Source organism: Bacillus cereus group sp. BfR-BA-01309 (genome assembly GCF_022664315.1).
Lineage (GTDB): Bacteria > Bacillota > Bacilli > Bacillales > Bacillaceae_G > Bacillus_A > Bacillus_A mobilis.
The window spans coordinates 1-19,627 of the sequence record NZ_JAKUHE010000034.1; the positions used below are offsets into that span (position 1 = coordinate 1).

Consider the following 19,627-nt stretch of genomic DNA (forward strand, 5'->3'; position numbering starts at 1 on the left):
GCGGCACACAGCTTTTGGATATCATTTTGTCGTCTATCACAATTATTCTTTGCCTATTGGCCGTTTTGCTATTTCTCTTAGGATTACGCAGAAGGAAAACGAATGAGCGGCAGCCAATGACAAAAAAGAGAATAACCGTAACAGTTATTTTCCTGATCGCTACGATTGCCCTGGGTATACTGTGCTTTGCTTTCGATTGGTCAACAATACTTATTTGGCAAACGTATAGTGTTCTTACAGCTTTGATTTCGTCAGCATTATTAACAGCAAGCATTACATGGTTTGTATACACTCACCGATAAAATACCTCACTCCCAAGATAAGCATAATGTTAAGTAATTAAATTTCAATTTATCGGTATGCTTAATTTGAAAAACATAAGACACTTCGGTGTCTTTTTTAATATCATCGGCAATTTTCCCAGTCAAACCTAATTACTATTGCTTCCACTAACCTGCTCCGTTCGTGGAATAAGGATTTTTAAACAACTTTATTATTTTTTAAATGACTTTATTGTAAATTAAACAACTTTATTATTTCTACACAATTGCAGCGTGGGGATTTCCTTATTCAATGTATATGGATACCTATAAAAATACAAAAGCAAAAAAAAGAGAGTCGTTATTTACTCTCTTAAACCCTCTACGACTTTTGGCTATTTTTTTCTTCTATTTATAAATTAAATGTTAGTTTTACAAAACATTCAAAATGTTAAACTTACAAAAGCCATTAATATCATGTGCAAATGCTGATATCAATGGCTTTTTGTATAGATATGTAGTAATCATTCTTTTAAATTATTAAAAGGCATAAGCTCAGTTTTACTTTTTACCAGTATTATGCTCTTACATTTATCTTTCTTGTCCATCTGTTTGATTGGCTTGGAACTCCATTTTTAGCGCAATACTATCCCCTTGGAACACGTTTTGATCTGTTCCGTTGTCTTCAAATATAAACTTTATCCAAAACCAATCCATTTTCCCAGGTTTTAATCCTCCTGTTTCAGTCCACTTAGAATGAAATACTTTTTTGGAGGCAATCTCTGGGCTTTGTGATTTTAGTTCTGCAAGAGTTGTCTCGTATACAGGGCTTTTTGCAGGATCCCAATCCCAAAGAAATTGTACTTTAATATGTTTACCTAAATCTTCTGTAGTGTTATTTTGTTTTAAATCGTTTACAGTATAGTCTATTTTCATCATGATATCTTTAATATCTAATGTGCCACTATTTTTTAAATTGAATTTCTTTAATATTTTGTCCCCAGGTTTTAAATTTTCTAAGTTAAGTGAAGTAGTTGGCTGCATAGCTAAATCCAATGTACCTGCAGCAAATGAATTATTTGTCACCACTTGATCGCTAAAATATGCATATGTTCCCCCACCAATTAAAGATAAACCCAGAGCGGCTGAAACCACTCCAACACCTAATTTCTTTTTCAATGACATTTTTTGTTCCTCCCATATCATTTTTATAATCTTTCTCCCTAATCAACCGAAAAGGTCCCCTTAATACAGATATACCATGAATTGTCAAAAAATTATATTAAAAGCAGTAAATTCCTTATTGAGAAAATTATGTTATTATCTATCTTCTGTAAATGAAACGTCCCAAAACTAGAAAAATTGGATTTATAATAATCAAAACCTATACCAAAAATGAATTAATATTAACTGCCCTTCATAATTAGAATTATTTATTTCTTCAGGAGTATTCTAACACTTCAAAAGGTACGTATACCTTTTGATCTTTTCTAATAATGTTTTCTTTACATCTACTATTGAATAATACCCCGAAGTTCCGGCAAAACTATAAATAACCAAGTCTTCAATTCTCCTGGAGCTGAGCAGTTAGTTTATTCTAACTGCTCTTTTTCTTTTTATCGTCACCTTTCCGATAATACGAATAGATTGGTAACAGCCAATCTGTATCCATAATGAATCTCTGATTTTCTTGAATTTCCCCTGAGGCAAGGTAGCTATTTTTTAGCTACCTTCTTATATGAACTGCAAATATATACACATACTATTAACGGAATGCTTGAATCATTGTCATTGAAAATGTTCAGCACTTCCGCTCCTTAGGAGAGCAGTCTACGCAGCTGTTCTCTTTTTTATTTTCTTTTTTTAAATATAAATGGAGAAATATGTTTCAATAATCCTTCATTGAATAAATTTAGAGCTATCACTCATGCCTTCAGTTGAACACCCCGATGACTGAACTAAGATAAGTTATGGATGAAGCGCCCGTGCCATCGCATCAAAATAATTCTGACTGGCACGCTGACTCACTTCGGCTTCAGGCACAAGTACTTCAAAGCAATGGAAGCAGCCGGGGTAGAGATGAAATTCAACATCTACTCCTGCTTGTGCAAGTCGTGTTACATATTCAATAATTTCATCTCGGAATAAATCGAGTTGACCTACACATGTATAAGTTGGCGGTAGTCCTGCTAAGTTGTCTGCTCTCGAAGGTACGGCATAGGGAGATGGTTCGTTAGTATCGTTCTTCTTTCCCAAGTACATATTCCAAGCCGTTAAATTGTTTGATCTATTCCATGTTGCGTTGTCTTCTATAATCTCATAGCTTGATGGTGTTATGTTGTGGCTATCAAGCATCGGATACAGCGGCATCTGAAAAATAATAGATGGACCTCCTTTATCACGAGCCATTAACGCAAGCGCTGCTGTTAGTCCACCGCCTCCACTTGCACCGGCGATTGCAACTCGATTCACATCAATTCCAAGCGAGTCTGCCTCATTTGTCATCCAAACCAAGCCTGCATAACAATCTTCAATAGCCGCTGGATAAGGATGTTCGGGCGCAAGTCGATAATCGACAGACACAACAACGCATTCAGCAGTCTGAACAAAGCGTTCACACAAAACATCGTCCATATCAGGGTGGCCCATTACGTATCCACCACCGTGAATCCACAGCATAGCTGGAAGTTTATCAAGATTTTTCTCAACGGGTTCGTAAATTTTAACTAACATCTCGCCGGCTGCGCCAGGAATCATTCGCTTGGTCATGTTTACAAGCTCTGATTTTTCCAAATGTGGATTCGACAAGAGACTTCGACTCGCCTCTAAATCCCCCTCTAATTGAAAGCCTGGAAATTGCGAGAAAGCCTGTTTTAATTCTGGTAATACTCGACTGTCAATTTTCATATAAATTCCTCCAGTTAAATAATGAAACTTGATGTAATCCTTATGGAATAATTAACGGAATAGATGTGTCTCCTGTTCTCCTTCAGCTTCCCATTTGGCAATTTCCTCTCTTACACGAGGGGCAACTTCTGTTCCAAGCAATTCTATGGCACGCATGACTTGATCATGTGGCATGGTACTTAATGGTACATACATCATAAAGCGTGTAATCCCCACATGCTTACGAAGATGAATGATTTTTTCGGCGACTGTATCTGGATCACCAACATACAACGCCCCTTCAAAACTTCGTGCAGCATCAAAGCTGGAACGATCATAATAAGGCCACCCCCGCTCTTTACCAAGTTTATTCATGCCTGCCTGAGTGGAAGGGAAAAATGTATCTGCTGCCAATTCCGTATTCTCTCCAACAAATCCAATTGAATGAGATCCCACCTGAAGCTTTGATACATCATGACCAGCGTGAGCCGCTGCTTTCTTATATAACTGTACAATTCTTGCAAAGTGCATTGGGCTACCACCAATAATCGCCAGCATAAGTGGTAATCCCAGAAAACCGGCACGGATAGCAGATTCCTGATTCCCACCGCTACCAACCCATATCGGTAAAGGATTTTGAACAGGTCTTGGATACACACCTAAATTATTGATTGCTGGTCTATGTCCGCCTTCCCAAGTCACTTTTTCGGACTGACGTATTTTGAGCAGTAGCTCCAAATGTTCTTCAAACAGTTCTTCATAGTCTTTCAAGTTATAGCCAAACAATGGAAAAGATTCGATAAAGGAACCACGACCCGCCATAATCTCTGCGCGTCCATTTGAAATGCCATCCAGTGTAGAAAAATCCTGAAAAGCGCGCACAGGATCAGCTGAAGAAAGCACGGTGACTGCACTCGCGAGCCGTATCTTTTTCGTTTGTGGTGCCGCCGCTGATAGAACCATCGCTGGAGAGGATGCTGCATAATCCTTCCTATGGTGCTCACCAACACCAAACACATCAAGTCCTACTTGATCAGCAAGAACGATTTCTTCAACAACTTCACGTAATCGCTGTGCGTGACTTATCACTTCACCACTATGAACATCTGGTTTCGTTTCTACAAAAGACGTAATACCTATTTCCATTTGTTATCTCTCCTAGTCCAATTAGATTTTAAGTCAAAAAAATTAATCATTTCCTTTATGGTAGTAACGTGTTTCTCATATTGGCTAACACACGTTTATTTCATATAATCTTAACTCGTCTGGTCATAGCCCAAAAAAGAAGAGCTAAAGCACTAACAGAGGCTCCAAGTAAGGAAACCCCTCCCCAGCCGAAGTGTGCGTATATTTGAGTCGACGCAATTGAACCACCAGCACTGCCGATAGAATAAAACACCATATATCCAGCAGTAAGTCGACTCCGTGCTTCTGTATGCAATGGAAGGATCATGGTTTGATTCGTGACATGTATTGCTTGTACGGCCAAATCAAGTAGAACTATCCCTATCACTAATGCGATTAATGACTGCTCTATATAGCTGATGAACAACCATGAAATCAATAATAGAGCTAAAGCAATGCCTGTCGTTCGTTGTCCGTAACCTTGATCGGCCAATTTCCCTGCCCGTGCCGCAGCCAAGGCTCCAGCCACACCTACAAGACCGAATGCGCCAATTGCACTATGAGATAGAGCAATTGGCGGTGTACTAAGTGGCAGTACTAGTGAAGTCCACAAAATGCTGAAATCAGCAAAAATCAGCATGGCTAGAACGGAGCGAACGCGTAACGTTCGTTCTTTAATAAACAATGCAAGCACCGATCTAATCAACTGAGGATAGGATAGCGATTTTACCTCGCGCTCAACATTGGGCAACATCTTTATAAACATAAAAACCATCAAAAGCATGAGCGCTGCAGAAAATAGATATACAGAACGCCATCCCGCAACATCTGTTAATATACCAGCAAAAGTACGTGCGAGAAGTATGCCAATAACTATCCCACTTGTTACAATGCCAACGACACGTCCTCTTTCTGTAGGGGACGCGATGGTCGCTGCAAACGCCACGAGAGTCTGTGTCACAACTGCAAGCAGACCCACCAAAGCCATACCTGCGAAAAGTACCATGCTGGAGGAAGCAGTACCAACTATAACCAGAGCTGTTGTAGATAATAGCATCTGACCGACAATTAGACGTCGCTGGTTTAGCAAATCTCCAAGCGGTACGAGTAGCAGTAAGCCCACTCCATAAAAAATTTGTGTAACGGTAATAACAACACCAATAATGGAATGGTTAATACTAAACTCATTAGATAGTTGATCAAGCAACGGCTGTGCAAAGTAAATATTGGCAACAGACATTCCACAGGCAGTCGCAAACAATAATGCCAAAGCGTGAGACATGGATAGGTGTTGATTCAAATTAGGTTTTGTTATGGAAGATTTATGACTTATCTTAGTGTAGAGTGGATCATCTTCTATATTTGTCTCTGTTTTGCACATACCTTAACCTCCAATCACATTAGATTTTCAACCATAACATACCGTTCAGTACAATATGATTACTGGTAAATATAACTTAGCCTTATTTATGATGTCAACGATTTTTTTGCACTAAAGTTAATGTTGCATTAACTGAATGGAGCTTGATTTGACATGAAGAATGGCTAATTATATAATAATTACATACTGTTTGGTAATAAAAAAAACCAATTGTAATTACCTACACATCTATCCTAAAAAAATTAATAAAATCAAAGTTTGAGAAGGAGAATTCTTAATGGCAAGAACCCGTGAATTTGATGAGGATCAAGTTTTAGATGCAGCAATGCAGTTATTTTGGGAGAAGGGATATGAGGCTACCTCATTAAGTGATCTTACTTCTAGAATGGGCATTCAACGCCCTAGTATTTATTCGACTTTTGGAGATAAGAAAGAATTGTTTGAAGCCGCACTTCGCAGGTATACAATGTCTCGGGCCTCTGATATACGAAATAGGCTTCAAAGTCAATCCTCTGTAAAAGAGGCATTTTCTATTTTCTTTGCCGATGTCGTCAATGAAGAATACGCAGGGGATCTTAGTAAAGGTTGTTTTTGTATCAATACAATGGTTGAACTAGCACCTCATGATGAGAGATTTGAAATTTTGACCAGAGAACATCAAATGTACCTCGCCGTCATTTTTCAGGAGACGATCGAACGAGGAATCCAATCAGGTGAGCTGGAAGTCAACACAGATGCAAAGTCTTTGGCACAGGCACTGATTGTATCGTTAATCGGTCTAACGGTTATGATGAAATCTCGCCCCCAACGTTCATTTGTCGACAATGTAATAGCAGCGACGCTCACATTACTTAAGTGACATAATTGTATTTAAAAGTACGAAAACCATACCTTTATAGGGGTAACGTCAAATCTCCATCAAGCTACAATTTTATAGTACCCCCAGAACGAAAGTTTGTGCTAACTTGTAACAAAAAAGCTCATTTTTTCATTTCGGGGTACTTCTTAAGTTGATGTGTATGTTGCCGTGCCCCTATTAGACTAGATCATGAATTATAAAATAAATTTTTAGTATATTAGAGTAAGTAGTAACGATCAATCTATTGAGAGACGACTCACGACCGCATCAGAGATAAGTATTTCTGAAGATTACCCCATCCTAACTTTCTATCTGTAAAAAACTTTGCAACAGAACCGTCTACTTCATTCCATGTGTATATGAAAAGAAGAAGCAATTTTCTTGCTTCTTCCCTTAATTTTATAATCTATTAATGTTTCAGTTTGCTCTGTTTCCATCACTACCATATCTTTATCAGTGATTATCTTCACCGTTTGATTTAAAATTATACTTTTTTCATAATATATGCAGAAGAAATATAACCTACTAGTTTTTGATCTGCCGTTTTAACTGGATACCATACAAACTGATTGCTACTATCTACAGATTCATCATATGCAGCGTTTCCTTGAATAATCAAGTTCGTATTTTTACTTAACGGTTTCCCACTTGAAGCGGAAGTAGGTTTAGATCTTAAATTTACTCCTTCTCTTGTTACAAGTACTTGATCACCTGTTTTTAGGTAATAGGTAGAAGAATGTAGATTTGTTAGTAGATACTCCTTCTTTTTAAATACAATATTTGTGCTCGTGTTAGGATCATATTCGAAATCTGCTGTACTGAAAGGAAACTGCCCCAATTTTGTATCATTTAAAAAACTGTATTGTTCTAGAATAGAAAACACTTTTTCTTGGTAAGCATTTAAATTTTTTTGACCGGTAGCTTTATACAAAGGACTGTTTGCAGGTTTTGTTCCATTATAAGCCATAACAGAGAAGTACCAGTTTTCGATTACTTCTTGTCCAGCAGCTTTTACCTTTGGTAGATCTGTTCGCTGATACATACTACGAAGAACTTTAACACCTGCTTCAATATTATAATTAATATCATATTTTAACTTTTGTTGATCGAACTGAGGTTGATTGGTAATTTGCATAATCCCAATTCCACCATCTTGCGCTATGATTGGCTGGCCGTTTCCATCGAATTGTTTCCATCCACTTTCTTGTGTAGCTACTACTTTTACAACTTCAGGAGGAACATTTTCTTTTAATGCTGCGTTCGTTAGTAGGCAATTTATGTGCTGACGAGAGGGATTTTGGTTCGGCTTAATTTTACCATATGGCTCACACGTAGATGCAGCAGAGACATCTTTATAGGACCAACAAAATATCATGAAGCAAGCCAATATCCCTATTCTTAGTAATTGTACTTTCATTCTAGTATTCTCCAATCTATTTAATAATTTATAGTTATACACATTTTACCATAATATTTTTCTAATATTCTATATTTTAAGAACCCATAGGGGCAATCACGAGAGTGGTAATGGGACACCACGGTCTTGCACGTCAGCGATAGTAGAAATGGACTTCGCCTTTGGTAGCAAGAATCCTACTAACGTTAGTCAACTTGCCTCTTTAGGGATAGGAGTTTCAATTTAAATAATGCGTTCTGAGACACTACTCTTCTTCTAAAATAGCGTAATAATATTCATCCCACCATTCATTCCCATGTGGTATACACTTCCTGAAATAGCCTTCTCTTCTCATTCCAATCTTCTCCATCACTCGATATGATGGGATATTTTGTGGCTGACATGTAGCTATTATCCTATGTAATTTCATTTCCTTAAAGCCATATTTTAATGTAGCTTGTGCTGCTTCAGAAGCATATCTTTTATTGAAGTATTTTGAATTGAACACCCAACCAATCTCATAAGTATGCTCACCAAAATATTTATGGAAAACTATATGACCAATCAGAATATCTTCATCTATTAATACCACAGGAAAGTTCTTAGCGTTTTTACCAATGTTTTCATTCACAAAGTGGTTCTGTTGCAAAGTTTGAAAAAGCATAAACAGGTTGGTAAATGAGGAACAATGTTTAGGAAGTAGCTAGTAATTGTTGAAGTTCATTGTACGTTGAAAAGGCGGAGTCTCTTTGAAGATTTTGCCTTTGTTTATAAAGGGCATGAATGGTCTCGATACCTTTAAGCATGACGAAGGTTTTGAAATCCTGCGGATTTGGCAAAACGTCTTTTTACATGCCTATGATCAAGTTTTTTACGAAGTTGAATATCCAATGTGTGGCCATCTTTATCAATTGCACGATAGAGATAACGCCACTCTCCCTTAATTTTGATATAAGTCTCATCCAAATGCCAAGATAATCGTGCAGATTTATTTTTCACTTTCCAAATTTGATAGATGAGATTGCCATATTCAGGAACCCATCGCATGATGGTTGTTGGGTGAACTGAAATACCACGTTCTCTCAGGATTTCAGAGACACCGCGATAACTTAAAGAAAAACGGCAGTAGTAGCCGACAGCTACTAAAATAATCTCTTTCTTGAATTGCTTTCCTTTAAAATATCTCATGCCTGATTCTCCTAAATCCTGTTTTCTAGAGTGTAGCTTCATGTAGAAAACTTTGCAACAGAACCAAATTAATCAATGATAATTCAAATAAAAAATTCCCCGGATCATTAAACAGATACAGGGAATTTTTTTAGCAATGATTCTCTATATTTCCATACGTTTCATATAACTTATGCTGTACCATCTCCCTGTTAACAAAATAATGTCAGGCTTATAATGCTTCCGCTTAATCAAATGTTTTATTTCCATACCGATCACAAACCTTTGTAGAGTAATAGTATGTCTAAGTTTGATAGATTTTTTGCACCTGAACCATTTTTCTTATATTTTTTTAATAACCCTATTAAGTTTTTTGTAAAATTCACCTTTTGTTTTTACATGATTAAACTGATTCGGATTAATATTAGCTTTTTGAGAGAGTGCTACAATCTCTTCTTTTGTAATTGAATCTTTAGTATTTATAGACGCTATATTTGTATATTTTCCATCTTCTGTTTTGGGGATTTCTAAAATTCCTTTATTTACAAGATCTACTACAGCCTTATGCTCTGCAGAATGTGTATCTACACCAGTAATTTTCCAATTATGCATAACTTTTGGCGTGTATACACCATTCTTTACCTCTTTTAAATATGTAATAGAAAGGTTACGGATGGTTCCACCTGTTTCTCCAAATGCATTCTCTTGTTTAGATGACCAAGTTTGTTCAAACTTACGCCCCTCTAAAGCTCCACCTTTTGCCTGAAGAGCCTCCATTCTATATGCATTCATTCCCAGCGTCATAACATCGCTCATTTTGATTGGTTTATTTGTACGAATAGATCGTAAATTTGTAATTCTACTTCCATATGGTTTTGTTAAGTCAATTTCGTATTTTACGCCTCCAAAGAAATCATTCGTACTGTATTTAGACGCACGGCGAGTTTTATCAAAGCTAACGGTTACATCTCCTGCACGAGATGAGTTAAAATAGCCTGCCGCCCATTCCATGTAGTCTTTTAAATCTTTCCCAGTTACCTTATATATTGTAATTTCTCCCAATGCATATTGATAATTATATGCAATATCTTTCTTCTTAATAGGACCTACATCCAAACGGGCATAATCGTTATCAATTTGATGGGCTACTACATCTGCCTTGCTGTAATAGAGCATAACTTCATGAAAGAAATCTGATAAAGGTGTCTCTTGAATTTGCACACTTGGAATACCTTTTATTTCATTTTCAGGAACAAGATTTCTACCCTTTAATTGAGCGACTACAACATTTGCATCTCCTCTCGCATACTCGTGAAAAGGTGTTAGTGTTTCTTCAAGTGTAGGATCAGATAATACCGTTGTTCCATCAGCATTTTTTACAGGTATAGCGGTAGCTGTTTTATTTTTTAAAACCAGCTTTCCATCTTGCTTTGTAAAAGTAATGTCAATACGCGAGATATGCGTTCCATATTTATCTGGTTCTGTGATAATAACACCATTTACAACTTCTTTTTTAACAAGTTTATGCATATGAGCTGCAAAAATAGCGCTTAGTTCCGGACAAGCATTCGCAATATCTTGAACCCCAGTACCAGGGATTCCATTCTCATTTTCTAGTCCCATATGCATAACTCCTACCATTACATCTACTTTACCTTCTAATTCTTTAATTGCCTTTTTTGTCTCTTCTACTGGATTTTTCACCACTAAACCATCCAAATGATCTGCCCCTTTTTCAAAATCACTAATCATTGGTGTATTCATACCAATAATTCCAACTTTAATTCCACCTTTTTCAACAATCGTATATGCAGGAAGAAAACGCTCTCCATTTTCCTTATAAATGTTTCCTGCTAACGTCTTTCCCTTATATTGCTCACTGACTTTTTTCAATGTATCTAATCCAAAGTTGAATTCATGATTTCCAAATGCCCAAGCATCATATCCCATTGTATTCATCGCTACCATCATTGGAGATTGTGGCTTATCATTGAATAATTCTACTGAGTTTCCTTGAATTGTGTCCCCGGCATCTAATAATATGGTATTCGGATTTTCTTGACGTACTTTCTTTATAACCGTATAAATCTGCGTTAAACTTCCACTCATATTTGCACCATCAAGTGCATAATCCCAAGGCATAAATCTACCATGAATATCTGCAGTACCCAATAATGTAATATTAACATCAGATTCCTCAGCTTTAGAGATACCTGGTTTGACTGTTACTGCTGTTACAAGAAGCATAAGAATTACAAAATAACATACATAGTTCTTCCATTTCATTTTTTGCATAATAACAATATTTCTCCCCTTTTTGTACTGCCATAAAGTTGCTTGAACCTTAAAAATGTAACTTATTATTTGGAAAACTTCAACTACAAAAGATAATTTTGGAGATAGTACGTTTAGCATCTTGAATCTCTCTGACCATCTTCATAAGATTTTCATCCCTCTGATTTAACCTTATCTATCACGCCATCCTCCTCGATTGCACACGCCATAATGAAAGAATGATTTTGATTTTGTTTTTCAATTTCTTGTTCCCTCAACTTGCGATCAATGAGATAGAGAGTTGGTTCACCCGGAAAACCTGGAATCTGAGGACCAGGGAATTGACGATCAAAGTATTGATCATAATTTATATAAGGATAATATATTGACTCATTATACATTTAAAAACTACCTCTTTATTTTTGAAATCCTCTAAATTATTAATATGTAATATGGTTCGTATAGGAAGTTTATTTGCTTCCTATACGAACCACATTTTAAACAAAACAAATATCAAACAGCAAAGTATACCCATACCCTTTGTTTTTCGGTATGAAGTAATGATATAGAATTTTCGTTTTGGGAATACTTCAAAATATTAGCTTGATGGGCATGGGACGGCACCCTAATATGCTTGATTGAACTACCCTCACTTTCACTTCGTTTAGAAGAGGGGGTAGTTCAACTTTTTTCTAAATTAAAAAAGAGACCTATTTATTAGATCTCTTTTTTACTTTATCTCAGCTTTATTGTTCTGTTCTTTCACCTAAAATTCCAATATCCCCATAACTTCCTTCGTAAACAGTTTAAAATCGGTTAAATGCTTTTCAATAATTTGACGAACAATATCTAAGTTTACACTTTGATAATCATGAACAGCAATATTACGAAATCCAACCATCGCCTTTAACTTATTTGCTAGCTCTGCGCTAAGTAATCCTGCTGTAACCAACAAATCAAAAGCCTCTCGACTAGATTGGGGTAGTCCTAATTTTTTTCCTGCAACAATATGCATTGCTAAATCAATACTCGCTTCACAAGCCCTTTGTATATTCAATATTATTGAATCTTGCTTTGTGTAATCTTCCAGATTTTCAGGGGCATTTCCATACACATCTTGGATTCTTTTTATACAACGCTCTATTGTTGAGATTTTATTTAAAATAACCTCATTCTTCATATATAGAACCTCTTTTCTTTATTTCATCGAATACTATCTTGCGTTCCTCATTCAATTTTGAATACATTTTTAAAGTTTTCATTTCAAAAATAATTTTTCGTTCTTCATCAGAACAAAATATTGTCTTACCTGTATGTATAATCTGAGCTTGAAAAACTGTAGAAGCTTCGGATAAATCAACTAAATCAACATCTCTATGAACAATGTTAGCTAACTCCTGTGCTAATAAAAAACGTTCATAGTTCCCTACAGTTGTGTCACTTAAATAAGCTATATCAATATCACTATCTTCCCGTTCTCTGTTCTCTGCCATTGATCCAAACACAATTATCCAATAGGGATTTACCGTCTCTTGTAATTTTTCTATAATAGCTGTTATCATGCTTTGAAAAATCATTTAATTCATCCCCTTATTATACTTGAATTTTATTATATCATAACCATTATATAACCTTTTCAGCTACATAGTATAAAACTTTAAGAAAATTAAAAAGCCCTCCTCATGAGTTAACATTTCCCTATCTGTCTAACAATTAAGACAGCTTCCTACTATCTCTTTTCCGCAGCCAATTCATCTCCCACCTACTCACTTCGCGTTCCTTGAGGAAGGAGTCTTCTTGGCTAAAATGATAAAATCTATTTTTAACGTGTTTCGTTTAATTGGTAAAATTATGAGTCCTATATTACAGGCATTATCTAAAAGTAAAGTTATTTAAATAGAATTGAACTACCCCCACTTCTAAACGAAGTGGGGGTAGTTCAAGAAAAACAATATGACCAATTAGGATATCTTCATCTATTAATACCACAGGAAAGTTCTTAGCATTCTTACCAATGTTTTCATTCACAAAGTTCCTTGTATCTTCTTTAGTAAAAACCCCTTCAGGTATGTATTCCATAACATTGATATCTGATGTATACTCATGGACAGCTTGCCAATCTTTAAACTCAAATTTCCGTATTAATAATCTTTCTGCTTTTACAAGTATGTACTTTTTCCCCTTCAAAAAATTGTAATTATATTTTAAATCCACATATAACCCTTAAAACAAAAAGAACCTGTAGGAATCTCTACAAGTTCTTTTTAGTTTAAGATGAATATACGGGGCAAACAAACTATCTTACAGATTCATCATAGAAACTACAGGGGTAATGCTTTGACAAATACATTATATAACAAATATTAACATCCATAGTTTTTAATTTCGAAAATTATGTGAATTAAGAAAAAATTAGTTTTTTTCTTAGATATTATTATTAAAAGCTGACGGTATCATTATATTTAATTCCACAGCTTATTTAGAAGAGTCATGTACATTTCGAAGACGTTCTTCAATAAGTTTTGTTTTTTCATTCACCTTTGATGCATATGTGAAATCACCATAACAATATGGATACCTAAAATTATTTTGATTTCCACCACAAGTGTACATCGCTGGATTTTGATCAACTTTCATCTTAGAAAACTTTTTAGCCGAATCTTCCGAGTGTTGTTTAACTTCTTGACTTGCAATAAAATCAATATACCCTAGCCCCATATTATAACTTTGAATAATTGTATCCATGCTAACATCCTTGTCCGTTCCATATTTGTACATTTTAGCAAAGTGCTTTACCCCTTGTTCAATGCTCAAGCTTGTCTCTTGAATTTCATTTGGCTTTAATCCAAGTGATTCAGAAGACTGCATAGGATCGTTTCCCTCACCTCTACTCTCTTGATACATAATTCCTAATAAAACTGCTGTTTTTTCTCCTAAATTATATTTTTCTAATTCTTTTTTCAAGGTAGACTCATATTGCAATACACGTTTTTCTGTGGCTAGCGCTTTATTTTGTTGAATATTGGTTTTATGATTAAAATATATCATTCCAAGTATTGTTCCTAAACCTAAAATACTAATAAGGAACACTTTTATAATTTGGTTTTTACTTATATCCTTCATATATTACTCCTCGTATAAGAAATTCAATTTTCCAAAGATAATTGGTTATTTACAAACTATGTAATGAACATCTATCTCCCGCACTTTTTTAGACTCAAACATCAATACTTTAAGGTTTTAAGTTTAATATAAAAATTTAAAGATAAGGTAAAGATAAGATAAAGATAAGATAAAGGGCATTTTTTAGCGTACTTTAAAAGATATTGGTACAAAGTGATATGTGGGACAACTTGTTGATATGAATGGATTTAGTGATCATTGAGAGGTTATCGTACAAGTTATTAATTTTGGAGATATCATTTCAGAAGATTTACCCTATCTTTTCAATATGCTTTATATAAAAAACTAAAACATAACATATAATAAAAAACGGCGAACCCTCTACGTAGGAGAATCCACCATCACAAATAACTGATTATTTCACACCTAGTTTTTCTTTTGCTTTCTTAGGGAGCTCGTCTTCCTGCACTTCCTCCCAAGCTGTTACACCTTTTTTCTCTGAGTGATATACACGTAGGAATGCTTCTTTACGAAGATTCTTTTGTGCCATAAATTCTAACTCTTTTTCTTTACCTTCCTTATCAAAACCCGATAATGTATATTCATACTCCTTTCCCATCACTTTACCATCCATAGATTTTGAAACTCCCTCTTTTCCATCCATTTTAATTTGAACGTAATATTCATCTTTACCCATACGATTGATATCACATCCAACTAGTAAACTTGCAAATACAACTAAAAGGCTTAAAAGTGCCATATATTTTTTCATATTGTTCACCTCATTGATTTCTATGATACTGTAATCTTAATCTGTATTCGTTTGAAGAGAAATTCAAAAACATTACATCAACATTACATTTTCGAAAGATAACAAAATTACCTATATCAATGTTTATAAATGAGATATTCGCTTAACCATTAAAAATTATTTAAACAATTACTTTTTTTTTACTATTTCATAACTTGCTTCAAATTCACTCTTCGCATTTATTGCCTTTTAACAATCATCACACATGACTTAATACTTTATTGAAAGAAAAAAAGCTCTGCACTATGCAGGCTTTCTTTATGATTTCACTACTAAATTATTCATAAAATTCTCTATAGAATTCGCCTGGAATATGCGGAAACAAGGAGATTGAACGTCGTAATATTTGTCGGTAATGATAAGAATTGAAGGAAAGAATTTAGAAGTTCTCGGTTGCCAATATTCATTATGCCATTCTTGACTATGGAAGTATAACTCATATCTGTTTATCTTATCTTGCATTATCTTTTTACTGTACACTGACTTTTGAACTTCAATAAAGAATGGCGACCTACGCCATATAGTAAAAGCATCCGGCTCCATATATTCCTTCCCATACTTTGGTTCCACTTTGAATAACTTAGGATTTTCATAATGAACAAGTTGTTTGTATACGTCCACAATACCAAGGAAATGAGGAATTTTTTGACTCGTCTTTCTGATAGAACTAGGTTGCGGAAAATAAATGTATGGGTGTTGCAATACATTAGCATCAACATGACCGTCTCTTCTTAATCGTTTCATAACCGTATTACAGCAGGTTATCGCATTCTTTAAGCCTTGAAAATGCAAGTCAATAATATCGTCTCGGGACATGCATCTAAATTGCTTCAAATCATTCAGAATTCCTTTATCTCTACTCTTCATCATCTAACACCCCAAATAACGGAATTTCTTCTTGCGATGAATTCTTGAGTATCTTCTCCTCTTTAGACATGCGATATGGTTCAACAATTTTTTTCGCCTTACTTAATTCTAAATAAGGAGCTTGCACTTTCTTTAATCCATTTCGTTTAAAAATCATTTGGCCAGATTGCTCTAAATACTCTGAACCAGGAGTACCCATAATATTACTATTAATTACACTATCACATTTAAAGCCCATTCTTACAGTCATATTAAGTTTTAACTTACCATCTAACACCTTGGCATCTGGCCTCTGCATACTAAGCAAAAGAAAAACTCCAAGTGATCGCCCGACTGCTGAAATCTTTTCAATCGTAGACATACACTCTTTTTCATCTTTAAGCATAGCCACTTCATCAATAGCAAGTAGAATATATGGTTTTTGATAATTAGGATTTATTTTGTTGTACGCATCAATATGATCAACTTCATATTCTTCCATAAGTTTTCTTCGTTCTCTGATTTCCTTCCATAACTTTTGAAGCATTATTTTCATTTCGATTTCTTCCATACAAACTTCTTTTACATGCTTCACTCTACGTAAAAAATGAAATTCAGAGTTTTTTAAATCACCAAGATACAAATGCAACGTATTAGGAGACATATATTGAATGAGTGTGGATAGTACAACACGTACCATACTACTTTTCCCACTTCCCGTTTCTCCTGCGATTAATAAGTGCGGTGAATTGGAACCAATCATGTCGTACGCAATCATTTTTCCGTATTGGTCCCTGCCGACCACAACAGGTAAACGATAATCTTTTAATAGTGGCTTCCATTCTTTATAACAATAATCGTACGATTTTAGTCCAGCATTTGAACGAAATACATGTAGGACAAATTTTTTCACATCACCTTCAATCGTAATATTTCGTCCTAATATTTGCTGGAAACAAAACCACTTCTTTTCAATCTTCTGTGGATCTAAACCGTTTGGTAGGGTAAACACATATCTCACACTTTCTGCTGAGGAAGAAACAGTATGTACCTTTGGATAAATAGGCACTTTTCCCCCGCGTGTTTGATGTTCCGTATATAAACCTGCTTTTCCGAACACCTCCATAAGCTGATTTCTTAACCTTTGCGTACGAAGCCACTCCTTTATAATCCCCATTTCTCCCTTCCCTCCTTAAAACATGATTACGATACGAACAAATACATATCCAATCAAGCAAACTCCACCAATTCGCGTTCCGTGATAAATACCTTCACTTACAAATTTAGCTGCTGATATATAGTCATGTCGCACCAAGTATTTTTCTAACATGACTGCTCCGATTAAAATCGTTCCCATAACTCCTAATGCAATGTAAGTATGTAATACCTGATCCGACATGTGAAGGAATGCGAAAGGACTTAATGAATTGTATTTACGTATTTTTTTTTCTTTATCTTTGTATGACCAATCCATAAACTCGCGAAAAGGAATTGTTTCTTTACTAGCACGCATTCAAATGCCCCCTTTATAAACAAAATTTAGAATGTAGATATTACATAGCTTCATCTACTTAATACCGTGGTAGTTTTACCTTGGTAGATATCTTGATAAATACTGTGGTAATCATTCGCAACTTACTTTGGTAACCTCGTATTCTTCTACCTTAATAAATAACGTGGTAGCTGCTTTGATACATCATATTGTGGACAGCTTGTACATTATGTAAAAAACTTTTTCCGTCTATGCGAATAGTTTTTTACATTTATGTCCACAATGTTGAAAATAGGTTCAGGAGGGATTTAAGTGTTTTGGAAATTCGGAGGTAAAAACCGAACGAAATTAGGTAATTTTTTAGATCGGAATGGCTTCACCCAAAATGATTTAGAAAAGACCGCGAAATTAAGTCGTCCTACAGTTTCAAAAGCGTGCAATGATAAAGAATACATACCTAGTCCAACTGTAATGAAAAAGATTTTAAAAGTTATTAGGCAAATAAAACCCAACGTTAAATCCACCGACTTTTGGGATATGTAAAAACTGGCTAACTAGAGTCAGTTTTATTTTTTTATAAAAAACCCTTTATAAAAGAACATATATTCGTATATAATAAGAACGGATGTTCCGTTGTTTAAGGGGGAATAAAGGTGTATGACTACTCAATATTGCCAAATCGAATTGTTTTATGTGTAGATCTTCGTAGCTTTTATGCAAGTGTGTCCTGTATCAAGATGGGCTTAAACCCACTTCATACCAAATTAGCTGTAGTAGGAGATGTAAACAGGAGTGGCTCCATTGTTTTAGCTGCAACACCACCACTAAAGGCATTAGGTGTTAAGAAAATGGCAAGATTGTACGAAATACCACGACGTAAAGACATTCTTGTGGTAAACCCAATTATGGGAACTTATATCAAATGCTCAAATTACATAACAAAATTAGCTTTACAATACGTTCCGATTGAAGATTTCCACCAATACAGCATCGATGAATTCTTTATGGATATTACAAATAGTATCCATCTGTTTGCGAATGAGCCATATGAATTCGCGTTGAAATTCAAACGTGAAATATATGAGAAAACAAGAATTGAATGCACGATTGGGATTGGGCCTAATCCTTTAATGAGTAAGATCGCTTTAGATGTGGAAGCGAAGAAGACAAAAGACTGCATCGCATATTGGAAGTACGAAGATGTACCCATAAAATTATGGCCGATACGACCACTTAGTAAGTTTTGGGGGATTTCGGGTAAAACAGAAGCAAAGTTAAATCGAAAAGGAATATATTCAATCGGAGCTTTAGCGCAATACCCGCTCAAATACTTAAAACTAAGTTTTGGGGTTATTGGCGAAGAATTACACTTACATAGCAACGGCATTGATTTTAGCCGCATTGCAGAAAAATACATACCAGCAACAACTTCAATTGGTAAAAGCCAAATACTCATGCGTGATTACACAATAGAAGAATTTCCGATTATCCTTCTCGAACATATCGAGGAAGTTTGTTATCGGATGAGAAGACAAAACAAACTAGCTCAAACAATCCATTTCTCCATTGGTTACAGTAAAAATTACGCTGGTGGTTTCAGAAAAACTCACACTATGAGCCGACCAACTAATTTAACAATGGATATCTATCATATTTGTACATATTTTTTACATAAGTTTTATACCGGGGAACCAATTAGATCTATCAATGTTTCTTTAACCAACTTAATCAATGAAGGTGAAGAACAAATATCTCTTTTTGACAATGTAATACAACGAGAAAAAGAAATGAAATTAACGAAGGTAATGGATGAAATACGCACTAAGTTTGGTAAGAACAGCATATTAAGAGGAATTTCTTATACAAATAGTGCTACAGCAAGATACAGGAACACATTGTTAGGAGGACACAAATCATGAGTGCGAGACGTTATCGACTAAGCAAAAACGTTGGTATTACAACGTTTTTAGCGACAAACGATGACTGTTCTTTAAAGAAATAAGCCAA

At 35.2% G+C, this 19,627-nt stretch carries 17 protein-coding genes and 6 pseudogenes; 5 read left to right on the forward strand and 18 right to left on the reverse strand.

Going from position 1 to position 19,627, the window contains the following annotated elements:
* Window positions 1-302 (forward strand): annotated as a pseudogene (locus MR115_RS28745) (serine hydrolase domain-containing protein); the annotation flags it as partial.
* 549 nt (window positions 303-851) lie between these two features.
* On the opposite strand, the gene MR115_RS28750 reads toward MR115_RS28745, so the two are convergent.
* The 4 genes from MR115_RS28750 to MR115_RS28765 all read right to left on the reverse strand — a co-directional run bounded on the left by MR115_RS28750 (window position 852) and on the right by MR115_RS28765 (window position 5,652).
* Entirely contained in the window at window positions 852-1,445 is a 594-nt protein-coding gene (locus MR115_RS28750; protein WP_002084491.1) for a TasA family protein, read from the reverse strand.
* Window positions 1,446-2,228: 783 nt separating this feature from the next.
* Window positions 2,229-3,167, reverse strand: a complete 939-nt coding sequence (locus tag MR115_RS28755; protein ID WP_088078976.1) for an alpha/beta hydrolase — start codon at window positions 3,165-3,167, stop codon at window positions 2,229-2,231.
* A 51-nt stretch (window positions 3,168-3,218) separates the two neighbouring features.
* On the reverse strand, window positions 3,219-4,292 hold the full coding sequence (locus MR115_RS28760; protein ID WP_242243695.1) for an LLM class flavin-dependent oxidoreductase: 1,074 nt from the start codon (window positions 4,290-4,292) through the stop codon (window positions 3,219-3,221).
* A gap of 100 nt (window positions 4,293-4,392) precedes the next feature.
* Window positions 4,393-5,652, reverse strand: coding sequence for an MFS transporter (locus tag MR115_RS28765; protein WP_242243697.1), 1,260 nt, complete (start codon window positions 5,650-5,652; stop codon window positions 4,393-4,395).
* Between the two features lie 277 nt (window positions 5,653-5,929).
* Here MR115_RS28765 and MR115_RS28770 point away from each other — a divergent pair, with 277 nt between their 5' ends.
* The gene (locus tag MR115_RS28770; protein ID WP_098404735.1) at window positions 5,930-6,511 is read left to right on the forward strand and encodes a TetR/AcrR family transcriptional regulator; all 582 of its coding nucleotides are present in this window, start codon (window positions 5,930-5,932) and stop codon (window positions 6,509-6,511) included.
* A gap of 484 nt (window positions 6,512-6,995) precedes the next feature.
* Here the strand turns inward: MR115_RS28770 and MR115_RS28775 are convergent, their stop codons facing one another.
* The 10 genes and pseudogenes from MR115_RS28775 to MR115_RS28820 all read right to left on the reverse strand — a co-directional run bounded on the left by MR115_RS28775 (window position 6,996) and on the right by MR115_RS28820 (window position 14,471).
* On the reverse strand, window positions 6,996-7,928 hold the full coding sequence (locus MR115_RS28775) for a transglycosylase SLT domain-containing protein (RefSeq protein WP_242243698.1): 933 nt from the start codon (window positions 7,926-7,928) through the stop codon (window positions 6,996-6,998).
* Window positions 7,929-8,172: 244 nt separating this feature from the next.
* Window positions 8,173-8,541, reverse strand: a pseudogene (locus MR115_RS28780) (GNAT family N-acetyltransferase); the annotation flags it as partial.
* A gap of 227 nt (window positions 8,542-8,768) precedes the next feature.
* Window positions 8,769-9,095, reverse strand: a pseudogene (locus tag MR115_RS28785) (IS6 family transposase); the annotation flags it as partial.
* Window positions 9,096-9,416: 321 nt separating this feature from the next.
* Window positions 9,417-11,369, reverse strand: a complete 1,953-nt coding sequence (locus MR115_RS28790) for a bifunctional metallophosphatase/5'-nucleotidase (protein WP_242243699.1) — start codon at window positions 11,367-11,369, stop codon at window positions 9,417-9,419.
* Window positions 11,370-11,448: 79 nt separating this feature from the next.
* Window positions 11,449-11,541, reverse strand: a pseudogene (locus MR115_RS30130) (DUF3967 domain-containing protein); the annotation flags it as partial.
* A 109-nt stretch (window positions 11,542-11,650) separates the two neighbouring features.
* A pseudogene (locus tag MR115_RS28800) lies at window positions 11,651-11,749 on the reverse strand (collagen-like protein); the annotation flags it as partial.
* 365 nt (window positions 11,750-12,114) lie between these two features.
* A complete protein-coding gene (gene hepT, locus MR115_RS28805; protein WP_098163276.1) occupies window positions 12,115-12,528 on the reverse strand; it encodes a type VII toxin-antitoxin system HepT family RNase toxin in 414 nt (137 codons plus the stop codon).
* Window positions 12,518-12,925 (reverse strand): type VII toxin-antitoxin system MntA family adenylyltransferase antitoxin, encoded by a 408-nt coding sequence (gene mntA, locus MR115_RS28810; RefSeq protein ID WP_242243700.1) that lies wholly within the window; start codon window positions 12,923-12,925, stop codon window positions 12,518-12,520. The genes hepT and mntA overlap by 11 nt, the downstream gene beginning before the upstream one ends.
* A 295-nt stretch (window positions 12,926-13,220) precedes the next feature.
* Window positions 13,221-13,517, reverse strand: a complete 297-nt coding sequence (locus MR115_RS28815; protein WP_309243112.1) for a GNAT family N-acetyltransferase — start codon at window positions 13,515-13,517, stop codon at window positions 13,221-13,223.
* Window positions 13,518-13,823: 306 nt separating this feature from the next.
* Window positions 13,824-14,471 carry a lysozyme family protein gene (locus MR115_RS28820; RefSeq protein WP_242243701.1) on the reverse strand — a complete coding sequence of 216 codons (648 nt, stop codon included), beginning with the start codon at window positions 14,469-14,471 and terminating at the stop codon, window positions 13,824-13,826.
* Between the two features lie 217 nt (window positions 14,472-14,688).
* Here MR115_RS28820 and MR115_RS30135 point away from each other — a divergent pair.
* Window positions 14,689-14,808: pseudogene (locus MR115_RS30135) on the forward strand (vancomycin resistance histidine kinase VanS); the annotation flags it as partial.
* A 78-nt stretch (window positions 14,809-14,886) separates the two neighbouring features.
* On the opposite strand, the gene MR115_RS28830 reads toward MR115_RS30135, so the two are convergent.
* From MR115_RS28830 to MR115_RS28845, 4 genes are all read right to left on the reverse strand, one after another.
* Complete coding sequence (locus MR115_RS28830) at window positions 14,887-15,243, reverse strand: YxeA family protein (protein WP_242243702.1); 357 nt, start codon at window positions 15,241-15,243, stop codon at window positions 14,887-14,889.
* Window positions 15,244-15,540: 297 nt separating this feature from the next.
* Window positions 15,541-16,116, reverse strand: coding sequence for a replication-relaxation family protein (locus MR115_RS28835; protein ID WP_242243705.1), 576 nt, complete (start codon window positions 16,114-16,116; stop codon window positions 15,541-15,543).
* Between the two features lie 22 nt (window positions 16,117-16,138).
* Window positions 16,139-17,305 (reverse strand): FtsK/SpoIIIE domain-containing protein, encoded by a 1,167-nt coding sequence (locus MR115_RS28840; RefSeq protein WP_242243703.1) that lies wholly within the window; start codon window positions 17,303-17,305, stop codon window positions 16,139-16,141.
* Window positions 17,306-17,320: 15 nt separating this feature from the next.
* Window positions 17,321-17,641, reverse strand: a complete 321-nt coding sequence (locus MR115_RS28845) for a hypothetical protein (protein WP_098562033.1) — start codon at window positions 17,639-17,641, stop codon at window positions 17,321-17,323.
* A gap of 291 nt (window positions 17,642-17,932) precedes the next feature.
* Here MR115_RS28845 and MR115_RS28850 point away from each other — a divergent pair, with 291 nt between their 5' ends.
* Window positions 17,933-18,163: a helix-turn-helix domain-containing protein gene (locus tag MR115_RS28850; RefSeq protein WP_000498616.1), complete on the forward strand. Its 231-nt coding sequence runs from the start codon at window positions 17,933-17,935 to the stop codon at window positions 18,161-18,163.
* Between the two features lie 110 nt (window positions 18,164-18,273).
* On the forward strand, window positions 18,274-19,539 hold the full coding sequence (locus MR115_RS28855; protein WP_242243704.1) for a Y-family DNA polymerase: 1,266 nt from the start codon (window positions 18,274-18,276) through the stop codon (window positions 19,537-19,539).
* Window positions 19,540-19,627: the final 88 nt, after the last annotated feature.